The sequence below is a fragment of the Nocardia sp. NPDC059195 genome (assembly GCF_042754695.1).
Classification (GTDB): domain Bacteria; phylum Actinomycetota; class Actinomycetes; order Mycobacteriales; family Mycobacteriaceae; genus Nocardia.
In genome coordinates, this window is sequence record NZ_JBHZBG010000013.1 from 1 (window position 1) to 21479 (window position 21479).

Annotated in this window: 21 protein-coding genes; 15 read left to right on the plus strand and 6 right to left on the minus strand. The window is 67.0% G+C overall.

The genetic code is table 11. The features are described from left to right. Positions 1-261: 261 nt before the first annotated feature. Positions 262-1725, plus strand: coding sequence for a CCA tRNA nucleotidyltransferase (locus ACFXKN_RS18185; RefSeq protein ID WP_379433426.1), 1464 nt, complete (start codon positions 262-264; stop codon positions 1723-1725). Here the strand turns inward: ACFXKN_RS18185 and ACFXKN_RS18190 are convergent, their stop codons facing one another. Next, entirely contained in the window at positions 1726-2541 is an 816-nt protein-coding gene (locus ACFXKN_RS18190; RefSeq protein ID WP_378947258.1) for a hypothetical protein, read from the minus strand. A 138-nt stretch (positions 2542-2679) separates the two neighbouring features. Here ACFXKN_RS18190 and ACFXKN_RS18195 point away from each other — a divergent pair, with 138 nt between their 5' ends. From ACFXKN_RS18195 to ACFXKN_RS18225, 7 genes are all read left to right on the plus strand, one after another. Beyond that, complete coding sequence (locus ACFXKN_RS18195) at positions 2680-3078, plus strand: molybdopterin-binding protein (RefSeq protein WP_378947261.1); 399 nt, start codon at positions 2680-2682, stop codon at positions 3076-3078. Then, the gene (gene modA, locus ACFXKN_RS18200; protein ID WP_378947265.1) at positions 3075-3827 is read left to right on the plus strand and encodes a molybdate ABC transporter substrate-binding protein; all 753 of its coding nucleotides are present in this window, start codon (positions 3075-3077) and stop codon (positions 3825-3827) included. Before ACFXKN_RS18195 ends, modA begins: the two co-directional genes overlap by 4 nt. 76 nt (positions 3828-3903) lie before the next feature. After that, on the plus strand, positions 3904-4758 hold the full coding sequence (locus ACFXKN_RS18205; RefSeq protein ID WP_378947269.1) for an ABC transporter permease: 855 nt from the start codon (positions 3904-3906) through the stop codon (positions 4756-4758). Between the two features lie 209 nt (positions 4759-4967). Then, positions 4968-6191 carry a sulfate/molybdate ABC transporter ATP-binding protein gene (locus ACFXKN_RS18210; protein ID WP_379433490.1) on the plus strand — a complete coding sequence of 408 codons (1224 nt, stop codon included), beginning with the start codon at positions 4968-4970 and terminating at the stop codon, positions 6189-6191. A 99-nt stretch (positions 6192-6290) separates the two neighbouring features. Next, complete coding sequence (locus ACFXKN_RS18215; protein ID WP_379433427.1) at positions 6291-7040, plus strand: LamB/YcsF family protein; 750 nt, start codon at positions 6291-6293, stop codon at positions 7038-7040. A gap of 15 nt (positions 7041-7055) precedes the next feature. After that, positions 7056-7730: an allophanate hydrolase subunit 1 gene (locus ACFXKN_RS18220; protein WP_378922046.1), complete on the plus strand. Its 675-nt coding sequence runs from the start codon at positions 7056-7058 to the stop codon at positions 7728-7730. A 69-nt stretch (positions 7731-7799) separates the two neighbouring features. Further along, the gene (locus ACFXKN_RS18225; protein WP_379433428.1) at positions 7800-8690 is read left to right on the plus strand and encodes a biotin-dependent carboxyltransferase family protein; all 891 of its coding nucleotides are present in this window, start codon (positions 7800-7802) and stop codon (positions 8688-8690) included. Here ACFXKN_RS18225 and ACFXKN_RS18230 read toward each other — a convergent pair. Beyond that, positions 8659-10179, minus strand: a complete 1521-nt coding sequence (locus tag ACFXKN_RS18230) for a DUF4185 domain-containing protein (protein ID WP_379433429.1) — start codon at positions 10177-10179, stop codon at positions 8659-8661. The genes ACFXKN_RS18225 and ACFXKN_RS18230 overlap by 32 nt on opposite strands. Positions 10180-10306: 127 nt before the next feature. On the opposite strand from ACFXKN_RS18230, the gene ACFXKN_RS18235 reads away from it, so the two are divergent. Further along, the gene (locus tag ACFXKN_RS18235) at positions 10307-10540 is read left to right on the plus strand and encodes a hypothetical protein (RefSeq protein WP_378947281.1); all 234 of its coding nucleotides are present in this window, start codon (positions 10307-10309) and stop codon (positions 10538-10540) included. Here ACFXKN_RS18235 and ACFXKN_RS18240 read toward each other — a convergent pair. Further along, complete coding sequence (locus tag ACFXKN_RS18240; protein ID WP_378947286.1) at positions 10509-11822, minus strand: MFS transporter; 1314 nt, start codon at positions 11820-11822, stop codon at positions 10509-10511. The two genes, ACFXKN_RS18235 and ACFXKN_RS18240, sit on opposite strands and share 32 nt — an antisense overlap. A gap of 247 nt (positions 11823-12069) precedes the next feature. Between ACFXKN_RS18240 and ACFXKN_RS18245 the strand changes: the two genes are divergently transcribed. After that, the gene (locus ACFXKN_RS18245) at positions 12070-12789 is read left to right on the plus strand and encodes a pirin family protein (protein ID WP_378922077.1); all 720 of its coding nucleotides are present in this window, start codon (positions 12070-12072) and stop codon (positions 12787-12789) included. A gap of 2 nt (positions 12790-12791) precedes the next feature. Here ACFXKN_RS18245 and ACFXKN_RS18250 read toward each other — a convergent pair whose 3' ends face one another. Beyond that, positions 12792-13322: a hypothetical protein gene (locus ACFXKN_RS18250; RefSeq protein WP_378947289.1), complete on the minus strand. Its 531-nt coding sequence runs from the start codon at positions 13320-13322 to the stop codon at positions 12792-12794. 221 nt (positions 13323-13543) lie between these two features. On the opposite strand from ACFXKN_RS18250, the gene ACFXKN_RS18255 reads away from it, so the two are divergent. From ACFXKN_RS18255 to ACFXKN_RS18275, 5 genes are all read left to right on the plus strand, one after another. Then, the gene (locus tag ACFXKN_RS18255; protein WP_379433430.1) at positions 13544-14398 is read left to right on the plus strand and encodes a helix-turn-helix domain-containing protein; all 855 of its coding nucleotides are present in this window, start codon (positions 13544-13546) and stop codon (positions 14396-14398) included. A 10-nt stretch (positions 14399-14408) separates the two neighbouring features. Continuing rightward, positions 14409-14774 carry a DUF397 domain-containing protein gene (locus ACFXKN_RS18260; RefSeq protein WP_379433431.1) on the plus strand — a complete coding sequence of 122 codons (366 nt, stop codon included), beginning with the start codon at positions 14409-14411 and terminating at the stop codon, positions 14772-14774. 42 nt (positions 14775-14816) lie between these two features. After that, positions 14817-16832 carry a M13 family metallopeptidase gene (locus ACFXKN_RS18265; protein ID WP_379433432.1) on the plus strand — a complete coding sequence of 672 codons (2016 nt, stop codon included), beginning with the start codon at positions 14817-14819 and terminating at the stop codon, positions 16830-16832. A 71-nt stretch (positions 16833-16903) separates the two neighbouring features. Then, positions 16904-17656 carry an MBL fold metallo-hydrolase gene (locus ACFXKN_RS18270; RefSeq protein ID WP_379433433.1) on the plus strand — a complete coding sequence of 251 codons (753 nt, stop codon included), beginning with the start codon at positions 16904-16906 and terminating at the stop codon, positions 17654-17656. Positions 17657-17794: 138 nt separating this feature from the next. Continuing rightward, the gene (locus ACFXKN_RS18275) at positions 17795-18988 is read left to right on the plus strand and encodes a Fic family protein (protein ID WP_379433434.1); all 1194 of its coding nucleotides are present in this window, start codon (positions 17795-17797) and stop codon (positions 18986-18988) included. Between the two features lie 4 nt (positions 18989-18992). On the opposite strand, the gene ACFXKN_RS18280 is transcribed toward ACFXKN_RS18275, so the two are convergent. Together ACFXKN_RS18280 and ACFXKN_RS18285 are read right to left on the minus strand one after the other, a co-directional pair. Further along, positions 18993-20069 (minus strand): ABC transporter ATP-binding protein, encoded by a 1077-nt coding sequence (locus tag ACFXKN_RS18280; protein WP_379433435.1) that lies wholly within the window; start codon positions 20067-20069, stop codon positions 18993-18995. 68 nt (positions 20070-20137) lie between these two features. Beyond that, positions 20138-21466 (minus strand): ABC transporter substrate-binding protein, encoded by a 1329-nt coding sequence (locus tag ACFXKN_RS18285; protein WP_379433436.1) that lies wholly within the window; start codon positions 21464-21466, stop codon positions 20138-20140. Positions 21467-21479 lie beyond the last annotated feature (13 nt).

Below are 21479 nucleotides of genomic sequence, written 5' to 3' on the forward strand. Positions count from 1 at the left end.
CGCCTTCGGCGTAGCGCTTTCGAGCCCTGATCGGCGACCCGGCCGCGGACCGGCCACTTCGTGGCCGCCGCTCCCCAGGGGTCGCGGGTGCGGGGCTGGGGGTGCGGTCATGGCGGATCTGGGGTGCACGGTGTGGTTTGGGGTGCGGTTATGGCGGACTCGACGGTGTGCGGTGTGGTCATGGCGGGTGGGGGTGGCTGGGGATAGGTGGTGATGGCGGACTGCGGGGAACGGATTCGACGGGGTCGGTAAAGTGCCTTTGTGGTTTCTCCCGATGTTGTCCCTGATGCTGTGGCGGATCGTCGTGCTCGCCTGCTGGCGGGGGCGGCGGTGACTTTGGGGCAGCTCAACGATGTTTTGGCGCCGTTGGGTGGGATGTTCGCCGAGCGGGGGCACAGTCTTTATCTGGTCGGTGGCAGCGTGCGTGACGCGGTGCTCGGCCGGCTCGGCAACGACCTGGATTTCACCACCGATGCGCGGCCGGAGGTCGTGCAGGAGTTGATGCGTGGGTGGGCCGATCACCTGTGGGATACCGGTGGCCTGGCTTTCGGCACGGTCAGCGCGGCCAAGGATGATCAGCAGCTCGAGATCACCACCTTCCGCGCCGATACCTACGACCGGGTCTCGCGCAATCCGGAGGTCACTTTCGGTGACACCCTCGACGGCGACCTGGTGCGGCGCGATTTCACGGTGAACGCGATGGCGGTCAAGATCGCTGCCGACGGGTCGCTGGAATTCGTGGATCCGCTCAACGGGATCGACGCGCTCCTCGATGGTGTGCTCGATACCCCTGCGGCGCCGCAGGATTCGTTCGACGACGATCCGCTGCGCATGCTGCGAGCCGCGCGCTTCGTCGCCCAGCTGGGGTTCGAGGTGGCGCCGCGGGTGCGTGCGGCGATCATCGAGATGGCCGATCAGATCGACCGGATCACCGCCGAGCGGGTGCGCGCCGAACTCGACAAGCTGATCGGTGCCGACCACCCGATCGACGGCATCAACGTCATGTGCGACACAGGTTTGGCGCAGCGGGTGCTGCCCGAGGTGCCCGCGATGAAGCTCGAGATCGACGAGCACCACCAGCACAAGGACGTGTATCAGCATTCTTTGACGGTGCTCTCGCAGGCGATCGACCAGGAGGAAGGCGACCCCGACCTGGTGTTGCGCTGGGCGGCGCTGCTGCACGACATCGGCAAGCCCGACACCAAGCGCAACGAGCCCGCGGGCGGCGTCAGCTTCCACCATCACGAGGTGGTCGGCGCGAAGATGGTGCGCAAGCGGATGCGGGCGCTGAAGTATCCGAAGGCGTTCACCGAAGAGGTTGCGCGCCTGGTGTTTCTGCACTTGCGTTTCCACGGATACGGCAAGGGGCAGTGGACGGATTCGGCGGTGCGCCGGTATGTCACCGACGCCGACGACCTGCTCGATCGGCTGCACAAGCTCGTGCGCGCCGACTGCACCACTCGCAACAAGCGCCGCGCTGCCGCGCTGAGCTCGACCTATGACGAGCTGGAGGACCGGATCGCCACGCTGCGCGCGCAGGAGGATCTGGCGCGGGTGCGGCCGGACCTCGATGGCAACGCGATCATGGAATTGCTCGGGCTGCCGCCGGGTCCGCAGGTGGGTAAGGCGTGGAAGTTCCTGAAGGATCTGCGCCTGGACCGCGGTCCGATGACGAGGGAAGAAGCTGAAGAAGCCCTCCAGGAATGGTGGAGTACCCAGCCCTGATCAGAAGATGATCAGCGTTGTTCCCGCGATGATGGCGTCGCGGATCTGGGTCAGGTCGAACGAGCCGGTGGTCTCCGGCAGTTCGAGCCGGAATTTCACCTCGTCGCCGCGACGGTGCGCGTAGGAAATGCTCGCCCGGTTGGGCAGGTCGTCGAGTAGCAGTGCGGGTGCGGGCACGACGCGTTTGGGGAGCCGGATGCCGTACCAGCTGGCCTTGCGGATGTCGAGGGTGAGCAGGTTGTCGTAGACCTGCCCGTCGACGACCGCCCGCATCTTGCGCGTGCGATGCGTCGCGACGATCTGTCCGCGATCGTCGAGCCGCACCCGCCAGTCCAGGTTCTGGGCGTCCACCCAGTCCGTCATCGCGCCGATCCCGATGGTGCCCTCGATATCGAGCTGCTGGACCCGGACCTTGGTCGGCACACCGGGAATCAGCCGCACGCCGTGCGCGACCACGGTGACCGTGTCGAAGGGGTGCGAGTCCCAGACCAGGTTCGACAGCACCGTCTTGCTCTGGAAGTGAGCGCCGCGTCTGCGCACCTTGAAGGTGTCGAGGGTGGCGGTGAGGTCGTGCCCCAGCAGCGTGGCGCTGATCTCCTGACCGCCGAAACGGCTGAGGATGCCCTCGCTGAGCACGGTCATCAGCACATCGGGCATGAGCGCGGTGACGGTGCCGGAACCCAGGTCGGCGACGGGGTCGGCCCAGGACGTGGTGAAGCCGAGCCACTGGTCGATCCAGGAGGGGTCGAGCAGGCGTTTGCCCATATCGACAGCGCCCGCCAGTGACCAGGACTTCGGATCGAAATACGTGGCCATGATGGCACCGAGCGTACTTGGCCGAATCTCCGGTGGCCACGAAGTGTGACCCGATTATGGGACATCACGACCGGCTGATTCCGAAAGTGCGGAGTTGTTTTCTTGTTATGTCCGAATCTGCGGATATATCCTGACCGCGTGGCGAAACTGCGAATCAAGGAAGCGGCCGATCTGCTCGGCGTCAGCGACGACACGGTGCGTCGCTGGATCGACACGGGCACGCTGACCGCGACCAAGGATGCCGCGGGCCGCCTGGTACTCGACGGCAGAGAGCTGGCCGAACACGCCGTCGAGCAGGCGCGCACGCCACACACCCAGGTGGGTAGTGCCAGCTCGGCACGTAATCGGTTCCCCGGTCTGGTCACCCGCGTGGTGTCGGACACGGTGATGGCACAGGTGCAGATGCAATGTGGTCCTTTCACGGTGGTCTCGCTGATGAGCAGCGAATCGGTACGCGAGCTGGGGCTCGAGCCGGGCAGCGTCGCGTTGGCGAGTGTCAAGGCGACGACTGTGGTGGTCGAGAAGGCCGCCGAATGATCCGCCGGGTAGCGGTCGGTGCCGTGCTGGTGGTGCTCACGGCCAGCGGTTGTGGTGCTGAGAACGGCAGTGCCACCGGGGAATCCACGCTGACGGTGTTCGCCGCGGCCTCGTTGAAGAGCGTCTTCACCGGGCTGGAGAAGGACTTCGAAGCCGCCAATCCCGGTGTGGACGTGCAGTTCTCGTTCGCGGGCTCGTCGGATCTGGCCGCGCAACTCGAAGCTGGCGCTCCCGCTGATGTTTTCGCGTCGGCCGACCAGCCGACCATGGACAAGGCCGTCAAAAGTGGCCGAATTACCGCAGCACCAGCGACTTTCGCGACCAATGTCCTGACACTGGTCACCGCGCCGGGAAACCCCAAGGGCATCAACGGAATCAACGACCTCGCCGACGCCACCCTGGTCGTCTGCGCCCCCCAGGTCCCGTGCGGCCGGGCAACGAAAAAGGTCGCCGATGCCGCGGGCGCCACGCTGCACCCCGTGAGCGAGGAGTCCTCCGTGGCCGACGTCCTCACCAAGGTGACCTCCGGCCAAGCCGACGCGGGCTTCGTCTATGTCACCGATGCGTCAGGTGCGGGCCCGAAGGTGACCGCCGTCCCGGTGCCCGAGTCCTCGGCTGCGGTGAATTCGTATCCGATTGCGGTGGTAGCTGATTCGAAACAGGCCGCGAATGCGCGGAAGTTCACCGAGTTGGTCACCGGGCCCACCGGCCGAGCAGCCCTCGCCGACGCGGGGTTCGGCGCACCGTGATCGGCGTCGGCGGCGTAGGCGAACCGGGCCCGCGTGTTGCGCGGACCGGCTCTGTTCGTGCTGGTTGGCTGGTGTCGTGAAGTTCCTTCGTGGTCCGGGGGTCGGTGCCGCTGGGCTGCCTCGGTGGTTGCTGGTGCCCGCCGTCATCGGGTTCGGGCTGGTGGTGGTTCCGCTCGCGGCGTTGGCCTTGGGGGTCGAGTGGGGGCGATTCGTCGAGCTGGTGAGTACCGAAGCATCCAGGGACGCACTGTGGTTGAGCTTGCGGACGGCGACCGCGAGCACGGTGTTGTGTCTGGTGTTCGGGGTGCCGATGGCCGCGGTGCTGGCGAGGGCTCGATGGCGTGGACTGCCGATGTTGCGGGCGCTGGTGTTGCTGCCCTTGGTGTTGCCGCCGGTTGTCGGTGGTATCGCGCTGCTCTACACCTTTGGTCGGCGTGGACTGTTGGGCGAACATCTGGAGGCCGCCGGAATTCACATCGCGTTCAGTACGAGCGCGGTGGTGCTGGCGCAAACCTTTGTGGCGCTGCCCTTTCTGGTGCTCACCCTCGAAGGGGCGTTGCGGACGGCGGGTAGTCGCTACGAGCAGATCGCCGCGACGCTCGGTGCGGGGCCGAGCACGGTCTGGTGGCGAATCACCCTCCCCTTGCTTCGCCCGGCCTTGATCTCCGGCGCGGTCCTCGCCTTCGCCCGCGCCCTCGGCGAATTCGGCGCCACGCTCACCTTCGCGGGCAGCCTCCAGGGTCGTACCCGCACACTGCCTTTGGAGATCTACCTCCAGCGCGAGGCCGATCCAGATGCGGCCGTCGCCCTGTCGGTAGTGCTCATCATCGTCGCCGTGCTGATAGTTCTACTCGCCTACCGTCGCACCAGCCCGATCCCGGGCACCCAGCTGCGCAGTGGTGCCCCGAGCGCGATCGGCGGCGTGAAGTGACAGATGATTCTCGCGAGCAGGCCCCCGCGACCGGACCGGCCGACGTTCCGCGCGGTATGGGCCAATCGCTGGGTTCGCAGGGGGCACCTGCCAATCCGCCGGGCGAGGCGACAGGCGCGTCGGATTCCGCGACCGCGCCTGCTGAGGCGTCGAGTGACTCGACCGGCCTGTCGGTATCTGCGACTTCGCCTGTTGAGGCGTCGAGCCGTCTGATCGGTCTATCAGTATCCGCGCGGATCGCTGCCCGCGATCTCGACATGCGTATCGACGTCGCCCCAGGCGAGGTCCTTGCCGTGCTCGGTCCCAACGGCGCGGGCAAATCCAGCCTCCTGCAGGTGATCGCCGGGCTGGTCGTCCCCGACGAGGGACACGTGCGGCTCGGCGATCGCACCCTCACCGACACCGCCAGAGGTATCGCACTACCTCCACATCGACGCGGAGTTTCCCTCCTCGCCCAGGATCCCCTCCTATTTCCCCATCTCAGCGTGCGCGACAACGTCGCCTTCGGTCCACGTAGCCGAGGCGCGAACAACCGAACTGCCCGAAAAGCCGCGGAAGACTGGCTGACAGCGGTCGACGCCACCGACCTCGCCGACCGCCACCCCGGCGCGCTCTCCGGCGGCCAAGCCCAGCGGGTCGCCCTGGCCCGCGCCCTCGCCGTCGACCCGGACCTGCTGCTTCTCGACGAACCCATGTCGGCCCTCGACGTAGACGTAGCGCCGGCCATGCGCACCCTGCTACGCCGCGTCCTGCGCGACGAACCCGGCCGCGACCATCCCCGCTGCGCTGTCCTGGTCACCCACGACATCATCGACGCCATCACCCTCGCCGACCGCCTCGTTGTCCTGGAGGCAGGCCGCGTCGTCGATTCCGGCCCGGTCGCCGAGGTGATGTCGCACCCACGCAACCCCTTCGCCGCCCGCATCGCCGGCCTCAACCTCCTGCGCGGTACCGGCGTCGAGTCCGCGCTCCTTCCATCGTCGGCCGAGGCCCGGCCGGAGTCCGGACCCCCGACCTGGGATCAGCGGAGTTCGGCGGGCCGTCACAGCGCCGGCGAACCTTCGATGCCGCGGGCTCACCCCGGCCACTTCGGCGCCCCGACCTTCGGGACCGTGCTCGTCGAAGGCCTCGGTGTCGATGGCTGCGTAGTCGGCGATTTCGCCCCCGGCGCCCGCGCGGCAGCGGTCTTCTCACCGGCCGCGGTATCGGTGTTCCGTACCCGGCCCGGCGGCAGCCCACGCAATGTCTTCACCGTCGACATCGCGGAGATCACCGACCGTGGCGGCATCGTCCGGGTCCGCGGTGACGCACCGCAGGCACCCGGCCTGTGCGCCGATCTGACCCCGGCGGCCGTCGCCCAACTCCACCTCACCATCGGTGCGCAGGTGTACTTCGCCGTGAAGGCCACCGAGGTCCGCGTCTACGCCTGCTGAACCACGCCCCCGGTGATAACGGTATGAATCTGTGCGTTCATGCTCGAATTACCGGGGTACCTACCCGGCGAGTGACCCGCGAAGACCGGAGGGCATCGCATGCCGCTGGACCTGAACAGTGATCTGGGCGAAGGCTTCGGCCCGTGGCGGATGGGCGACGACGCCGCCATGCTCGATATCGTGACCAGCGCGAATATCGCGTGTGGCTTCCACGCGGGCGACCCGACGATCATGCGCCGCACCTGCGAACTCGCGGTGGCGAAGGGTGTGCGGATCGGCGCGCATGTCGGCTATCGCGACCTGGTCGGGTTCGGCCGCCGCGATATCGCCATCTCCCCGGCCGACCTGCGCGACGAGGTGCTCTATCAAATCGGCGCGCTCGCGGCCTTCGCGCGGGCGGCGGGCGACCGGGTGCGCTATGTGAAACCGCACGGCGCGCTCTATCACGCGGCGGCCCGCGATCGTTTGCTCGCCGAGGCCCTTGTCGCCGCTGTGGCCGAGGCCGAACCGGGTCTGGCGCTGCTCGGTCCGGCGGGTACCGAATTGGAACGTGCCGCGCAGCGAGTGCGTTTCATCGGTGAGGGATTCGCCGACCGGGCCTACACTGCAACAGGTTCGCTGGCCCCGCGCGGAGTTGCCGGGGCGGTGCTGTCGCCCGACGACGCCGTGTCGCAGGCGACAACTCTTGCGCTGTCAGGGACCGCGCGTACCGTAGACGGTCCCGGTACGGTCGCCGTGTCCGTGGCCAGCGTGTGCGTCCACGGCGACTCTCCGGCGGCCGTCGAGATGGCCCGCCGGATCCGGGGGGCGCTCGACGAAGCCGGGATACCGGTGGAGCCGTTCAGCTGAGGGGCGGGAGGCAGGATGGACATCGATTGGAACGCGCGGATCCGACCCGCGGGTGACCGCGCCATGCTCATCACCCTCGACGACCCGCGCCCGGTGCAGCGCTTGGCCTCCGCGCTGCGTGTGCACGCGATCGCCGGTGTCGAGGATGTGCTGCCCGCGGCGGAAACCGTGCTGGTCACCATGCATTCGGTGAGCTACGGCGTGCAGGTCCGCCGCGAGCTCGTCGCGCTGCTCGACCGGCTGGATCACGAGCCGCCGCAAGCGGATTCGCCGGATGTTTCCCGTGGAACAGTGCCCGATACCGAGCCTGTCGTGGAGATTCCCGTTCGCTACGACGGCGCGGATCTGCCCGAGGTGGCCCGGCTGCTCGACCTGTCGATTCCGGCGGTGATCGCGGCGCACACCGGCACCGTCTGGCGCTGCGCGTTCGTCGGTTTCGCGCCCGGTTTCGGCTATCTCACCTCGCCCGACGGCAGGCTCACGGTGCCCCGGCGCACTCGGGCCCGCACGGCGATCCCGGCGGGCGCGGTGGCACTCGCGGGCGGGTATTCGGCGGTCTATCCGCGCGGCACACCGGGCGGATGGCAATTGATCGGCACCACCGATCTGCGAATGTGGGCGGTGGACCGCGATCCACCCGCGCTGGTGCGGGCGGGTTCGGCGATCAGGTTCGTCGCTTCCGAGGAATAGCTGCTTCGGGGAAAATCAATGGCTGCTCAACGGTGCGCCGCCTCGACTCACCAATCGGGGAGAGATCGCATGTTGATCTTGATAGAGCGGGTGGGGCCGCTCGCGACGGTGCAGGACCTGGGCAGACAGGGCTGGTTCGACTCCGGCGTCGGCCAGGCGGGCGCGGCCGACCGCGGGTCACTACGGCTGGCGAACCGGCTGGTCGGCAATCCGGAGGAATTCGCCGCCATCGAGGTGCTACTCGGGGGGCTGGCGCTGCGCGCCGACGGTCACCTCACCGTCGCGGTCACCGGCGCCCCCGCCCCCGCCACCGTGGATGGCACCCCGGTCGGCCATGCCAGCGTGCTCGAACTCGACGAGGGTCAGGTGCTGCGACTGGGCTTGGCGAGCACCGGTCTGCGTAGTTATGTGGCGGTGCGTGGCGGCATCGATGTGGCCAAAGTGCTGGGGTCGCGCAGCCGCGACACGCTGTCGGGCATCGGACCGGACCCGCTGCTCGTCGGCATGTACTTACCTGTCGGTCCCCCGCCGCGCACCTTGCCGACTGTGGAATTCGCGCCGGTTCCGCAGCCGCCGGAAATTCTGACGGTCCGCGCGTGTCCGGGCCCACGCGCCGACTGGTTCGCCGATCCGGACCAGCTGTTTCGCGGGTCCTGGGTCGTTTCCGCCGACACGGACCGCGTCGGCGCCCGCCTGGATCGCGCTGACGGACCACCGCTGGTGCGTTCGGTCGCGCGCGAATTGCCCTCGGAGGGTGTGGCGTTGGGATCGGTGCAGGTGCCACCGAGCGGTCAGCCGGTCATTTTCCTGGCCGATCACCCGATCACCGGCGGTTACCCGGTGATCGCCGTCGTCCTCGATGCCGATGTCGACCGTGTCGCGCAGGCTCGCCCGGGCGACAAACTGCTGTTCGTGGCAGCTCCGGCGATCAGCGCGGCGGATTCAATCGTGCGTGCATGAGGTACACGTTGTAGCTGTCCCACGCCGATATCGTGAAGTACAGATCCTGCGCGGTCGACCACGGATGGATGAAACCGCCGTACCCCTTCGGATACATCTCGGTGGACACCAGCGGCACCGTCGACGTCCACGCGCCCTGCGGCTGACTCGCGGTCCGCAACACGATCTGGCTCGCGATCGAATCGAGGTAGACCATCTGCCACTGCTGGCTCTCCTCGTCGAACCGCACCGACAGCTCACTGGCGGTGCCGTGCACGAGCGGTGTCGCCGAGTTCTGCGCCGCGGGTGCCCAACTGCCGTCCACCCAATACTGGTAGGCCGTCTTGTTGAGCACGTCGTTCTTGCGCACCCTGGCCAGCCCGATCATCCCGATCCGGCCGTTGGGCGTGCCGAACATGTAGACGTAATCCCCGTGCGGCACCATCGCGGCCACCTGGAATTGCCCGAGCCCGAACATGTTCTCCCAGCGGGCATGCTGATCTTTGGTCCAGGTCTGGCCGCCGTCGTCGGAGTAGGCGAGCCCGCCGTAGTTCGTCAGCCACATGCCGGGGATCTTCGACCAGTGGTTCACCGACATGTAGCTCAGGAACTGCCTTTTCCCGAGCGCGAACCCCGAGGTCGGGATCGTGGTGGTCTCCCAGTTCTTGATCTTGCGGCTGCCGAGGAGTTCGGCGGCATGGCAGGGGCTGTCCTGCACCATCGAGTCGATGGTGATCCCGTCGCTCAGGTCTGTGTCGGTGCTGTAGGCGAGCACATTCGACCGCCAGTCGGCGGTATCGGCGCCCGCGCCGCCGTAGGCCCAGCCCTCGCCGAAGGTGTCGCCGAAAACCATGGCGACCTTGCCCGGTTCGGTTTCCCAGAACAGCCCGAGGTCGGTGCCGTCGACCTGCCAGCGCATATCGGTCCGGTTGGCCGAGCCGTGCCCGGTGACCTGTTCGACGAGCCGCACGGATTCCACCTTCGCGGGCACGACGGGCGCCGCCAGCGGGCCACGCTCGATCGGCCGGACCAGCGGCGCGGGCGCTTCCTGGGCCGGCTCGCCCTCGCCTCCGGGTACCGGGATCGGGATCGGCTCGATCTCCGGTTTGATCCTGATCCGGGGCAACGGGGTGGCCGAACCGGTCCCTGAACCGGTCGCCGAACCGGTCGACGTTGTCTCGTGGGTATTTTCCGGTTCCGGTTCCGGCGTGTCTCGCACCTCCGGGCACGGATTGCGGCACGGATCCGAGGGCAGCGGAACCTGCGCGACGCGGGTGTTGTCGTGCGGCGGGTCGGGAATCGGCACCGGCGTCAGCTCCGGCACCCAGACCGGGATATCGATGCTCGGCGGCACGACCGGCGCGGGCGGCGCGGGCGGCGCGGCGGGATCCGGCAGCCGGTTGACCGGGTCGAATCCCGTTTCCCCGCAGATGTTTACCGGCGGCGGCAGCCACGGCAGCGGACCCGCCTGCGCGGGCACAGCGAGGATGGCAGACAGCGCCACACCCATGACGGCAGTTCCGTGCGATACCGGTCTTGCGCGCATCTGGCTCCCTGGAATCGGTGTCGGCGAGGAACACCTGTGATCTGTGTGAACTTACCGGAACCGATCGCTGTTGCCGTGCGTCCAAACAGATGTGAACGAAATCGAGTACGTCTTCGGAACCGGCGACGCGGTCGTGCACCACTGGTCGAGCCACGACGAATTGGCCGACACGAGCGCCTTCGACGCCCTATGGATCGACTACGACTCCGGCATCGACGACACTTTCCTCCCCGACATCCCGCTGGCCACCGTCGACCATCGGACGGTCCTGGCGCAGGAACCCGCGGGCACCCTCAGCAGGCCACCCTGGCTCGACGGGAGTTGAGCGCGATGGCCACGATGCCGAGCGCGTAGACCCCGGCACCGGCCAATACCACGGCGATGGAGCGTCCGTCGGCCGGAATCACCAGCGCGGCCACCGCGATCGCCAACACGAAACAGACGTTGAAAACCGTGTCCTGCAGGGCGAATACCTGTCCGCGCTGGTCGTCGTCAATGTCGATCTGCATGCTCGCGTCGCCGGTCAGCTTGATCGTCTGACCGGCGAGGCCGAGCCCGAACGCGCCGATCAGCAGGAGCCGGTGCGCGTTGTCGATCGCCGAGCCGGTCGCCAGCGCGATCGGTGTCACGAGCGTGAGCTGCACGATCACCGCGGTCGTGAGGCCGAGCAGCACGGTGCGCGGTCTGCCGAGACGGGGAATCAGGATCGGCGTTCCGATCGCGGCCACCAGCATGCCCGCCGCCGCGAACCCGATCGCCACCCCGAAGCCGACCAACCCGCCGCTCATCTGCGCGCCGTCGGTGGGCTGACGCAGCACCAGCACCATGATCAGCGTGTTCATCCCGAACACGATCCGATGTGCGCCGATTCCGATCATCGCCGTAGTCACCTGAACCGAATGCCACACCGCCCGCGCGCCGGTGCGCAGACCGGTCGCGATGGCGTGCACGGTGCTCTCGCTCCCGGCCGAACCGCGATCGGGCCCGAGCACCTGCGGGCGGAACCCGAGTGCCAGCACCGCACCGACCAGCGAGCCGATCCCGCTGAGTGCCACCGCCACCGCCGAGGCCGCGTCACCCGCGCCGATCAGCGCGATCACCGCCACCGATGCCGCCGCGCCGATCCCGGCACACACCGAGGCCACCGTCGCCAGCACCGAATTCATCGGCACCAGCCAGCGCTGTTCGAGCACCCGAGGCAGCGCCGCCGACACACCGGCCAGGACGAACCTGCTGATCCCCACCGTCGCCAAGGCCAGCACCAGCAGCGGCGTCTCCCCCACGCCCACGAACAATCCGATCGCGGCCACGCCGATCAAGACGGCCCGCGCCACACTCGCGACCAACAGCACATTGCGCCGATCCCACCGATCCAGCAGCGCGCCCGCGTACGGCCCGAGCATCGAATACGGCAGCAGCAATACCGCGAAACCGGCGGCGATGGCCAGTGGATCGGTCTCGCGTTCCGGGTTGAACAGGATCGCGCCCGACAGGGCAGCCTGGAACATCCCGTCACCGAACTGCGCGGCCAGCCGCAGCAGGGCCAGGCGCGGCATCCGCGGGTTACGGCGGATCACCGCGCGGGTGTCGCGAAGCAGATGTCTCATCGAGATCGGCTGCTCATCCGCCGTATTCGAGCCGTCAGAGGGATGAGTCGACACGCCATGACCATAGTGCCAAGGAGAACCGTCCAGGTGAGCACTCATACCCGTGAGCAGTACACCATCACCGGCGCCGAGGCGAACCGCCGCACACCCGTGGGCTGTACACCTTCACTATTGGTGCCAGAATTGAACGGTGACGCCCACATCGACGACACCCCCGCGGATCGAACTGCACCGCGGTGGCGACCGGATGAAGACGCGGATCCCGTGGCTCGACTCGAAGCATTCGTTCTCCTTCGGTGAGCACTACGATCCCGACAACACCCATCACGGGCTGCTGCTGGTGAACAACGAGGACGTGGTGCTGCCCGGCGAGGGCTTCGACACCCATCCGCATCGGGACATGGAAATCGTCACCTGGGTGCTCGGCGGCAGCCTCGTGCATCAGGATTCGCTCGGCCACAACGGTGTGATCTATCCGGGTCTGGCCCAGCGGATGAGCGCGGGCACCGGCATCCAGCACTCGGAGAAGAACGATTCGTGGCGCCTCGACGGCAAGTCCCATGACGAGCCCGTGCATTTCGTGCAGATGTGGGTGGTCCCCGACGAGCCCGGTGTCGACCCCGGCTACCAGCAGCTCGAGATCGATGACGAACTCGCGCGCGGCGATCTGGTGACGGTCGCGTCCGGCCTACCCCGCTATCGCGACCGCACCGCCATCGCGATCAATTCCTCGCACGCGGCCATGCACGTCGCCAGGATGACGGCCGACAGCCCCGGCGTGACTATCCCAGATGCGCCCTACCTGCATGTTTTCGTCGCGCGCGGCGAGATCGACGTCGAGGGACTCGGCACCTTGTCCCAGGGCGACGCGGTCCGGCTGACCCGCTCCGGCGGCCAGCTGATCCGTCCGCACGGCGATGCCGAGGTGCTCGTCTGGGAGATGCACGCGCGTCTCGGCGGACAGTGACCTCAGGCCGAACCCGGCTGACGCAAGAGGGTCGCCGACTTGGCATTGGACCGGGTAGCGGCGACGATCTGCGCGAAATCCGGCCGGAAATCACCGTCGGGCGCCTGCATCCAGGTGCGATACCCGCTGCGCTCGTCGGCCGGCGACGGCAGCACGATATCGCTGCCGGGTAAGGCGACCGAGGCGCACACCCGGAACAGCTCGGCGAACAGCACGGTGTCGAGGTAGGAGTTGTCGACCGGCCCGGTGAGGAAGGTCCAGCGACCGGAGCGTGGATGGGCGATGATCGGCCCGCAGCGCATACCGCGCGTGACGAGCAGCCCGCGGACCCGTTCGCCCAGCGTGGATGGCATCACCACCGCGCCGACCGCGCCGATCTCGAGCACGATCCGTCCCAGCGCCGCGTCGACGACGCCGTAGAGGCCATGGTGCTTGCGGTACTGGCGACAGCGCGCCAAAGCGTCCTGGATGGCCGAGTATTCCTCGGCCGCCGTATACCCGCCCTTGTCCTCGTCAGTGCGCAACGTGCTCATCACGACCTCGTCTCTGTCGACGCTGGTTCGATGTAGCTGTGAGTTCGCTCGATCCGGGCGAATCTCGGTGAGAGTTGAAGCATCACGACCCGGTGGCTCGGGAAACTTTTTCATAACGGCAGGACGTGAGAGAAAAAGACCGTTCTGCACAGCCTATAGCCGCACAACCATGCTGACAATAGTCAGTAGCTGGCGTGTCGATCGGCGTACGATATTTGCCCATGGCTCCCGTTTCGCCGACCGTCGCGCGGTGGGAACTCGTCCTGCGTTTGCGTGAACTCCGCGAGCAGCGCGGGTTCGATTCGGCCGGTTTCGCCCGCCGCGTCGGGTTCACGCCCGCCAACTGGTCCCACGTCGAGAAGGGCAGGCGGGTGCTCACCCGCACCACCATCGAACCGGTTCTCGATGTCCTCGATGTCACGCCCGACGAACGCCACGAACTGCTCGCCCTGCTCGAGGTGAGCAAGCAGCGTGGCTGGTGGGCGACGGCCTCCTCGGCCCTGATCGGCCCCGAGTTGCAGCGGCTGTACGGGATGGAGGCGGGCGCGCAGAGCATCCGCAGCTACGACAGCATGATAGTGCCCGGATTGTTGCAGACCGAGGCTTACGCGCGGGCCTTGATCAGCGCCGATGTGATGATCCGGCCGGTTCAAGTAGACCAATTAGTCGCCATCCGGCTGCGCCGTCAGCGACGGCTGCGTGAACCCGATCCGCTCGAACTCACCGCGGTGCTCGGCGAGGCCACGCTCCGTCAGCAAACCGGCGGCGGCGAGGTGCTGCGCGAGCAGTTGCGGCACCTGGTCGCGCTGGTGCGCGAGCTCGACACCGTCGATGTGCGCGTCATCCCGTTCAGCGCGCCCGAAGGTGCCGTGCTCGGCGGTTCCAGCTTCCATTTGCTCGACTTCGCAAGCGATCAGCTACCAACCTTCGCCTGGGCCGAGAGCGCGGTGTTCGGTGGACATGTCGACGACGCCGAACAGGTCCGCGATCTCGGCTTCGCCTACGTGCGTGCTCGCGAGCAATCCCTTTCCCGCACCGATTCTCTCGCCCTGATCAGGGAGTATGCGAGCGTGTAAGATTCGGGGTATGTCCACCACCGCTCGCCGCCGCCCGGCCGAACACGGCTGGTTCACCTCGTCACGCTCCAATAACGGCAACCAATGTGTCGAGGTTCGTTTCGATGGAAACGTTGTCCAGGTACGAGACAGCAAATTCCGCCGCAACCCGATGAACACCGGCGCAGCCGAGCCCATCATCACCGTCGACGCCCCCGTGTGGACAGCCTTCCTGCACTCTCTCCTGACCGAACATCACCACCCCGACCTCATCGCCCACGTCTCCCCTGACGGATCGACCACCCTCTGCCACGAAGACGTCCTGTTGCGTTTCACCGCCGCCGAATGGCAAGCCTTCGTAGCCGGCGCCCGAGACAACGAGTTCGCCTGCGTGTGAGATGACGTCGACAGCCGCCGGTGTTTCGGCATACTGGACCGCGTGACTTCTGATCTGAGTGCTCCCTCCGGTATTGATCTGTCCTTCCGCGATCAAGATGTGCGGGTGCAGGACGATCTGTTCACGCATGTCAACGGGCAGTGGTTGGCCGGGTACGAGATCCCGGCCGACCGGGCCGTCGACGGTGCGTTTCGCACGTTGTACGACCAGGCCGAGCTCGATGTGCAGGCGATCATCACCGACAGTGCGTCCGGTGCGGCCGACGATGCCGATGCCCGCAAGATCGGGGATCTGTTCTCGAGCTTCATGGCCACCGACGTGGTCGCGGCGGCCGGGTTCACCCCCATCGCCGAGGAGCTGCGCGCGATCGCCGAGGTGACCGACCCGAGCGCGTTCGCCGCGCTGCTCGGCCGCTTGCAGCGCACGGGAGTGCGTGGCGCGCTCGCCTACTACGTCGACACCGACGACAAGAACTCCACCCGCTACCTCGTGCACGCGACCCAGTCAGGCATCGGGCTGCCCGACGAGTCCTACTACCGCTCCGAGGAATTCGCGGGGATCCGCGACGCCTACATCGCCCACATCACCAAGATGTTCACCATCGCCGCCGGGGACGCGTCCCTGGATGGACTGCTCCCCGCGGACCCGGCCGAGGCCGCCCGTCGCATCTTCGAACTGGAACGCAAACTCGCCGCGGGCCATTGGGATGTCGTGCGGCGCCGTGATGCCGAGAAGAGCTACAACCTCACGACTTTCGCCGACCTGGTCGCCGAGAACCCGGAATTCGACTGGGCCGCTTGGGTAGACGGTGTCGCCGCGGGTCTCGACCGTGACGGCAAGGCCCTGTTCGCCGAGCTCGTCGTCCGTCAGCCCGACTACCTGCGCGCCTTCGCCACCGCGTGGGCCGAAGTACCACAAGCGGATTGGCGGACGTGGACGGCGTGGCAGGTCCTGCACGCGCGCGCCGGGTTCCTCACCGACGAGATCGTCGAGGAGTATTTCGACTTCTACGGCCGCACCCTCACCGGCGCCGAGGAGAACCGCGAGCGCTGGAAGCGCGGTGTGTCGCTGGTGCAGGAACTGCTCGGCGAAGCGGTCGGCAAACTGTATGTGGCCCGGCACTTCCCGCCGCAGGCCAAGGCCCGCATGGTGGAACTGGTGGCCAACCTCCAGGAGGCCTACCGGCGCAATATCGCCGACCTCGAGTGGATGGGCCCCGACACCCGCGCCGCCGCACTGACCAAGCTGGAGAAGTTCACCCCCAAGATCGGCTACCCCGACACGTGGCGTGACTACTCCGCGGTCGAGATCGACGCAGGAGACCTCGTCGGCAACTATCGCCGTGGCCACGCCGCCGACCACGATCGCGACCTGGGCAAACTGGGTGGCGAGGTAGATCGCGGCGAATGGTTCATGACCCCGCAGACCGTGAATGCCTACTACAACCCCGGCATGAACGAGATCGTGTTCCCCGCGGCGATTCTGCACCCGCCGTTCTTCGACATGAACGCCGACGATGCCGCCAATTACGGCGGGATCGGCGCGGTGATCGGCCACGAGATCGGCCACGGCTTCGACGACCAGGGCGCGAAGTACGACGGCGACGGCAACATGCAGGACTGGTGGACCGACGAGGACCGCGCCGAGTTCGGCAAGCGCACCAAGGCGCTGATCGACCAGTACAACGTGCTCTCCCCCGCCGACCTGGATGACGAGCACACCGTGAACGGCGAGTTCACCATCGGTGAGAACATCGGCGACCTCGGCGGCCTCTCGATCGCCCTCGCCGCCTACAAGATCTCGCTCGACGGCGGGCAAGCACCGGTCATCGACGGACTGTCCGGCCTGCAGCGCGTGTTCTACGGCTGGGCGCAGGTCTGGCGCACCAAGGCACGTACCGAGGAGGCCATCCGCCGCCTCGCCGTCGACCCGCACTCCCCGCCGGAGTTCCGCTGCAACGCGGTGATCCGCAATATCGACAGCTTCTATGAGGCTTTCGACGTGACCCCCGCCGACGCCCTGTACCTCGATCCCGCGGAGCGCGTGACGATCTGGTGACGTGCTCGACCCTGCCGACGAGCCGATCGCCGGTAGGGTCGGAACCCGTTGCTCGAGAAGGGGTTCGATCAGTGCGTTATCAGCAGGTAGCCGACGATGTCTTCACCATCGCAGGCACAGATGTGAACATGGTCCTGCTCCGCGAAGGGCGTGACCTGACGCTGGTCGACGCGGGTTGGTACGGCGACGCCGGGCTGATCGAAGCCACCATCGCAGCCCTCGGGCACCGCCCCGAGGACATCCGAGCGGTCCTGCTGACCCACGCTCACCTCGACCACGTCGGCGCCCTCAACCACCTCCAGGCGAAGTACGGCATCCCGGCATACACCAGCCCGATCGAGGTGTCCCACGCCAAAGGCGAAGTCCACGAGTCGGCCACGCCACTCGACGTCATCAAACGCCTGACCGACGTCTCCACCTGCGGCTGGGCTCTGCGCATCACCCGTGCGGGCGGCCTCCGCAAAAATCCGGTCCCCCACATCCAGCCCTTCCCTACTGAAGGCGCGCTGGATCTCCCCGGCCACCCCACGCCTATCCCGACCCCGGGACACACCTCGGGACATTCCGCCTTCTCTCTCCCAGCGGCAGGCGCGGTGGCCACCGGCGACACCCTGGTTACCGCCCATCCCACCTCGAAAATCCAAGGCCCCCAGCTACTTCCCGACTTCTTCAACCACTCGACCCCGGAAACCCTGGCAGCCCTCGAAGTTCTAGAGTCCCTCGCCTCGGACCTGGTTCTCCCCGGCCACGGCGACCCCTTCACCGAAGGCATCGCCGAGGCAGTCGCACAGGCCCGCGAGCATGCCGCGACCCTTCTGCGTTGAGCTGGGGACTAGATGCAGTAAGCAAGTGGTTGCTGTACTTCAAGCCCTAAAACGTGAAAAGGGAGAACCGTAGTCGCGTTTGTTGTATCTAAAGTATAGTATGGGCATGGTTGCTGTACTTTTTGGTCGCGGCCGCAGATGACATGGCCGCCGCATCGCGTCGAAAAACGTACGTGGACTCCGCAGCGTCGACAGGGTTCCCGAGACGACCGAATGCGAGAGCACGTCGACGTCTCGATCCCACCGCGCATCGCCGATCTCGAATACCACGTGAGCGGCCAGGTAGCCAGCGCAAACGAGGCCGCGCTGATCGCCGTCACCACGCTGGAAGCTGGGCACGGTCACTACCTGGCACCGCTCGCGGATTTCCTGCTGCGCAGTGAATCTGTGGCGTCATCAAAGATCGAGCACATCGACGCCGGCTGGCGTGCGTTCGGACGGGCGGTCGGCGGCGCGAAGGCGAGCGACGAGGCAAAATCGCAGCTCGCGGCGGTGCAGGCCTTGGTCGCCTTGGTCGATGCAGCAGGCGCGGGGCCGATCACAAAGGCCGGTCTGCTCAATGCTCACCGCCTCCTCATGAGCCCGGACTACTACGCGGCCCGCGAGTCGGGCCGGTTCCGGCAGGTTCAGAACTGGATCGGCGGCAGCGACTACACCCCGCTCAACGCGCTGTACGTGCCACCACCGCCGGAGCTTGTCGCCGAACTGATGGACGACCTGCTGATCTTCGCCGCACGCAGCGACTTGCCGATCGTCGCCCAGGCCGCGATCGCGCACGCACAGTTCGAGTCGATCCACCCGTTCGACGACGGCAACGGCCGGATCGGCCGTGCCCTGATCAGTGCGATTCTTCGGCGTCGCGGCCTGACCGACCGGGTCACGGTCCCACTCGCCTCGGTCATGCTCGCCGACACCCGGCGCTATTTCGCAGAACTGACCGCGTATCGCGCGGGCGAGGTCGACCAGTTCGTCGAGTACGTCGCGCTGGCGGCGGTGCACTCGAGCGCGGCGGCCTCCGACTCAGCACTTTCGTTGGCCGACTTGCCTGCTCGTTGGCGTGATGTCGCCAGGCCGCGGGCAAAGTCCTCGGATGAAATGCTGATCATGCACCTGCTCGACTATCCGATTCTCAACATCGACATCGCACACAGCCTGACCGGCACCACCGAGTCCGCCACTTATCGCGCCCTCGACCGGCTCGTCGAGGCTGGAATTCTCGAGGTGCTCTCGGAGTCCAAACGAAACCGCGTCTGGGCGGCCACCGACGTGCTCGCTGAACTCGACGCACTCAGTGCGGCCATCGGCCGCCGCTCCGCCGAGGCGGTGTCCTGATAGCTCAGCGCAAGCGCAGTTCGGTGTCCGCATCGAAGAAGAACACCTCTTCGGGCTTCGGCCGTAGGTGCAGCGTTTCGCCGAGGGTGGTCTGGAAGCGCCGGTCCACCCGGACGACGATCTTGCCCGAGCGGGTGGACCAGTCGGTGCCGGCGCCATGGGTGTAGACGAACGATTCGGCGCCCAGTTCCTCGAGTAGTTCGGCGACGACGGTGATCCCGGCGGGGTCGGTGGTGACTTCCCAGGATTCGGGGCGGATGCCGAGAATCGCGCGGGCACCGGAAATGCTGCGGGGCAACGGGATTCGCAAGCCGTCGAGAACAGCCTCGCCGTCGACCACGGGCGCTTCGAGCAGATTCATGCCGGGCGAACCGATGAACCCGGCGACGAAGGTGTTCAACGGGTTGTCGTAAAGCTCACGCGGAGAAGCGATCTGCTGCAAGGTGCCCTCGCGAAGCACCGCGACACGGTGACCCATCGTCATCGCCTCGACCTGGTCGTGCGTCACGTAGACCGTGGTCGTGCCGAGACGCTGCTGCAACGCGGCGATCTGGGAACGGGTGCTCACCCGCAGCTTCGCGTCCAGGTTGGACAGCGGCTCGTCCATGCAGAACACCTGCGGGCGGCGCACGATGGCGCGGCCCATGGCGACGCGCTGACGCTGGCCGCCGGAGAGCTTGGCCGGTTTGCGATCGAGCAGCGGCTCGAGTTCGAGCATCGCCGCGGCTTCCTTCACCCGAACCAGCGTGTCGGACTTCGACATTCCCGCATTGCGCAGCGCGAAGCCCATGTTCTCGGCGACGGTCATATTCGGGTACAGCGCATAGCTCTGGAACACCATCGCCACGTCGCGGGCGCGCGGCGGCAGGTGGGTGACATCGCGCTCCCCGATCCGAATCGTGCCCGCCTCGACGGATTCCAACCCGGCCAGCATGCGCAGGCTCGTCGATTTGCCACAGCCGGAAGGGCCGACCAGCACGAGGAATTCACCATCGGCGATGTCGATGTCGAGTGCGTCGACGGCGGGGGCGTCGGCGCCGGGATAGCGATGGGTCACACCGTCGAACTGCACTGTCGCCATGGCGAATTCTCCTACGAGGGAAAGCGAAACGGGCCGGCGATCACAAGCGACCACCGGCCCGCGGGGAACTACTTGGGCAGCTTGGGCGTGATCTGCCGGTCGATGATCGCCTGCACGTCGGCGGCGACCTTCGCGAGAACCTTTGCCGGATCGGCGTTCTGGAGGCCGATCTGCTCGTAGCCGGTGCCGATGATCTGGTCGGCGCCGGGCACGAACACGCGGGCGTAGTCCTGTGACTTCGCCACCGACAGCTGGTCGATCGCGACCTTGGAGTTCGGGTTCTTCGCCAGGAAGTCGATCTCGCTGGGGTCGGTCACGGCCGACTTGCGCACCGGCATGTAGCCCGTGTTCTGCGTGAAGTACGCGGTGTTGGCCGCGTTGGTGATGAACTCGATGAACTTGAGCGCGTTCACCTTTCGCGCATCCGAGATGCGCGACGGCACGGCGAGGCCCGCACCGCCGGTGGTGACGCCGGGACCGTTCGGGTGCGGCAGGAACGCGGTGCCGACCTCGAACTTGCCGTCGGCGTTCTTCTTGATGCCCTTGAGATCGCCGGTGGAGGCGATGGTCGAGGCGGCGACGCCGGTGCCGAAGTCGACCGCGATCTGCGGGCGGATCGCGGCGTACTTCTTGACGTTGATCGAGTCGCGCAGGTAGGTGGCCGCGGCGATCGAGCCCGGATCGGTGAACTTCAGCTGCCACTGATCGGAGTAGGCGCCGCCGAAGGTCCAGTTCGGGCCCTGGAAGGTCCAGCCGAGGTAGTTCTTGGCGTCACCCCAGGCGTGCGCGAACTTGTCGGCGCCGACGAGGGACTGCAGCTTCGGGCCCCACTCGTCGAATTCCTGCCACGAGTTCGGGCCGCGGTCGGGCAGACCGGCCTTCGCCCAGACGTTCTTGTTGTAGTAGAACAGCGGCGTCGAGCGGGCGTACGGCAGCGCGTAGTGCTTGCCGTCGAACAGGTAGTCGGCGGCGAGCGAGTCGACGTAGTCGCCCAGCTGCACACCGGCGGCACCGAAGTGCCCGTCGAGCGGCTCGATGGCCTTGCTCAGCGCGTAGTTGAACCACCAGACATCCGACAGCACAACAACATCGGGCAGTTCACCACCGGTGAGCGCGGCGTTGAACTTCTGCGCCACCTCCTCGTAGTTCTTGCCCGCGTCGACCAGGTTCACCGTCAGATCCGGGTATTTGGCCTGGAAGCGGTTGATCAGCTCCAGCTCCAGCTCCTTGGAGGTGCCGGGGTGATTGGACCAGAAGGTGATGGTGTTGGCGTCGCCGGAATCGCCGGACCCGCCGCCGGTGCCCGCGCACGCGGTCAGGGCTGCGGCAGCGGCAACGCCGCCGGTCAGGCCGAGGAAGCCACGGCGACTCAGCGCCGGGAATCGTGAGTTGGACACTGGCGAACTCCTG

Bases quoted from the DNA above. Each gene is read 5' to 3' on its own strand.
- ACFXKN_RS18275 (WP_379433434.1), top strand. From the start codon at position 17,795: ATGACATGGCCGCCGCATCGCGTCGAAAAACGTACGTGGACTCCGCAG.
- ACFXKN_RS18190 (WP_378947258.1), bottom strand. From the start codon at position 2,541: ATGGCCACGTATTTCGATCCGAAGTCCTGGTCACTGGCGGGCGCTGTC.
- ACFXKN_RS18255 (WP_379433430.1), top strand. From the start codon at position 13,544: ATGGCTCCCGTTTCGCCGACCGTCGCGCGGTGGGAACTCGTCCTGCGT.
- ACFXKN_RS18280 (WP_379433435.1), bottom strand. From the start codon at position 20,069: ATGGCGACAGTGCAGTTCGACGGTGTGACCCATCGCTATCCCGGCGCC.
- ACFXKN_RS18220 (WP_378922046.1), top strand. From the start codon at position 7,056: ATGGACATCGATTGGAACGCGCGGATCCGACCCGCGGGTGACCGCGCC.
- ACFXKN_RS18225 (WP_379433428.1), top strand. From the start codon at position 7,800: ATGTTGATCTTGATAGAGCGGGTGGGGCCGCTCGCGACGGTGCAGGAC.
- ACFXKN_RS18230 (WP_379433429.1), bottom strand. From the start codon at position 10,179: ATGGGTGTGGCGCTGTCTGCCATCCTCGCTGTGCCCGCGCAGGCGGGT.
- ACFXKN_RS18240 (WP_378947286.1), bottom strand. From the start codon at position 11,822: ATGAGACATCTGCTTCGCGACACCCGCGCGGTGATCCGCCGTAACCCG.
- ACFXKN_RS18245 (WP_378922077.1), top strand. From the start codon at position 12,070: ATGAAGACGCGGATCCCGTGGCTCGACTCGAAGCATTCGTTCTCCTTC.
- ACFXKN_RS18260 (WP_379433431.1), top strand. From the start codon at position 14,409: ATGTCCACCACCGCTCGCCGCCGCCCGGCCGAACACGGCTGGTTCACC.
- ACFXKN_RS18250 (WP_378947289.1), bottom strand. From the start codon at position 13,322: ATGAGCACGTTGCGCACTGACGAGGACAAGGGCGGGTATACGGCGGCC.
- ACFXKN_RS18215 (WP_379433427.1), top strand. From the start codon at position 6,291: ATGCCGCTGGACCTGAACAGTGATCTGGGCGAAGGCTTCGGCCCGTGG.
- modA (WP_378947265.1), top strand. From the start codon at position 3,075: ATGATCCGCCGGGTAGCGGTCGGTGCCGTGCTGGTGGTGCTCACGGCC.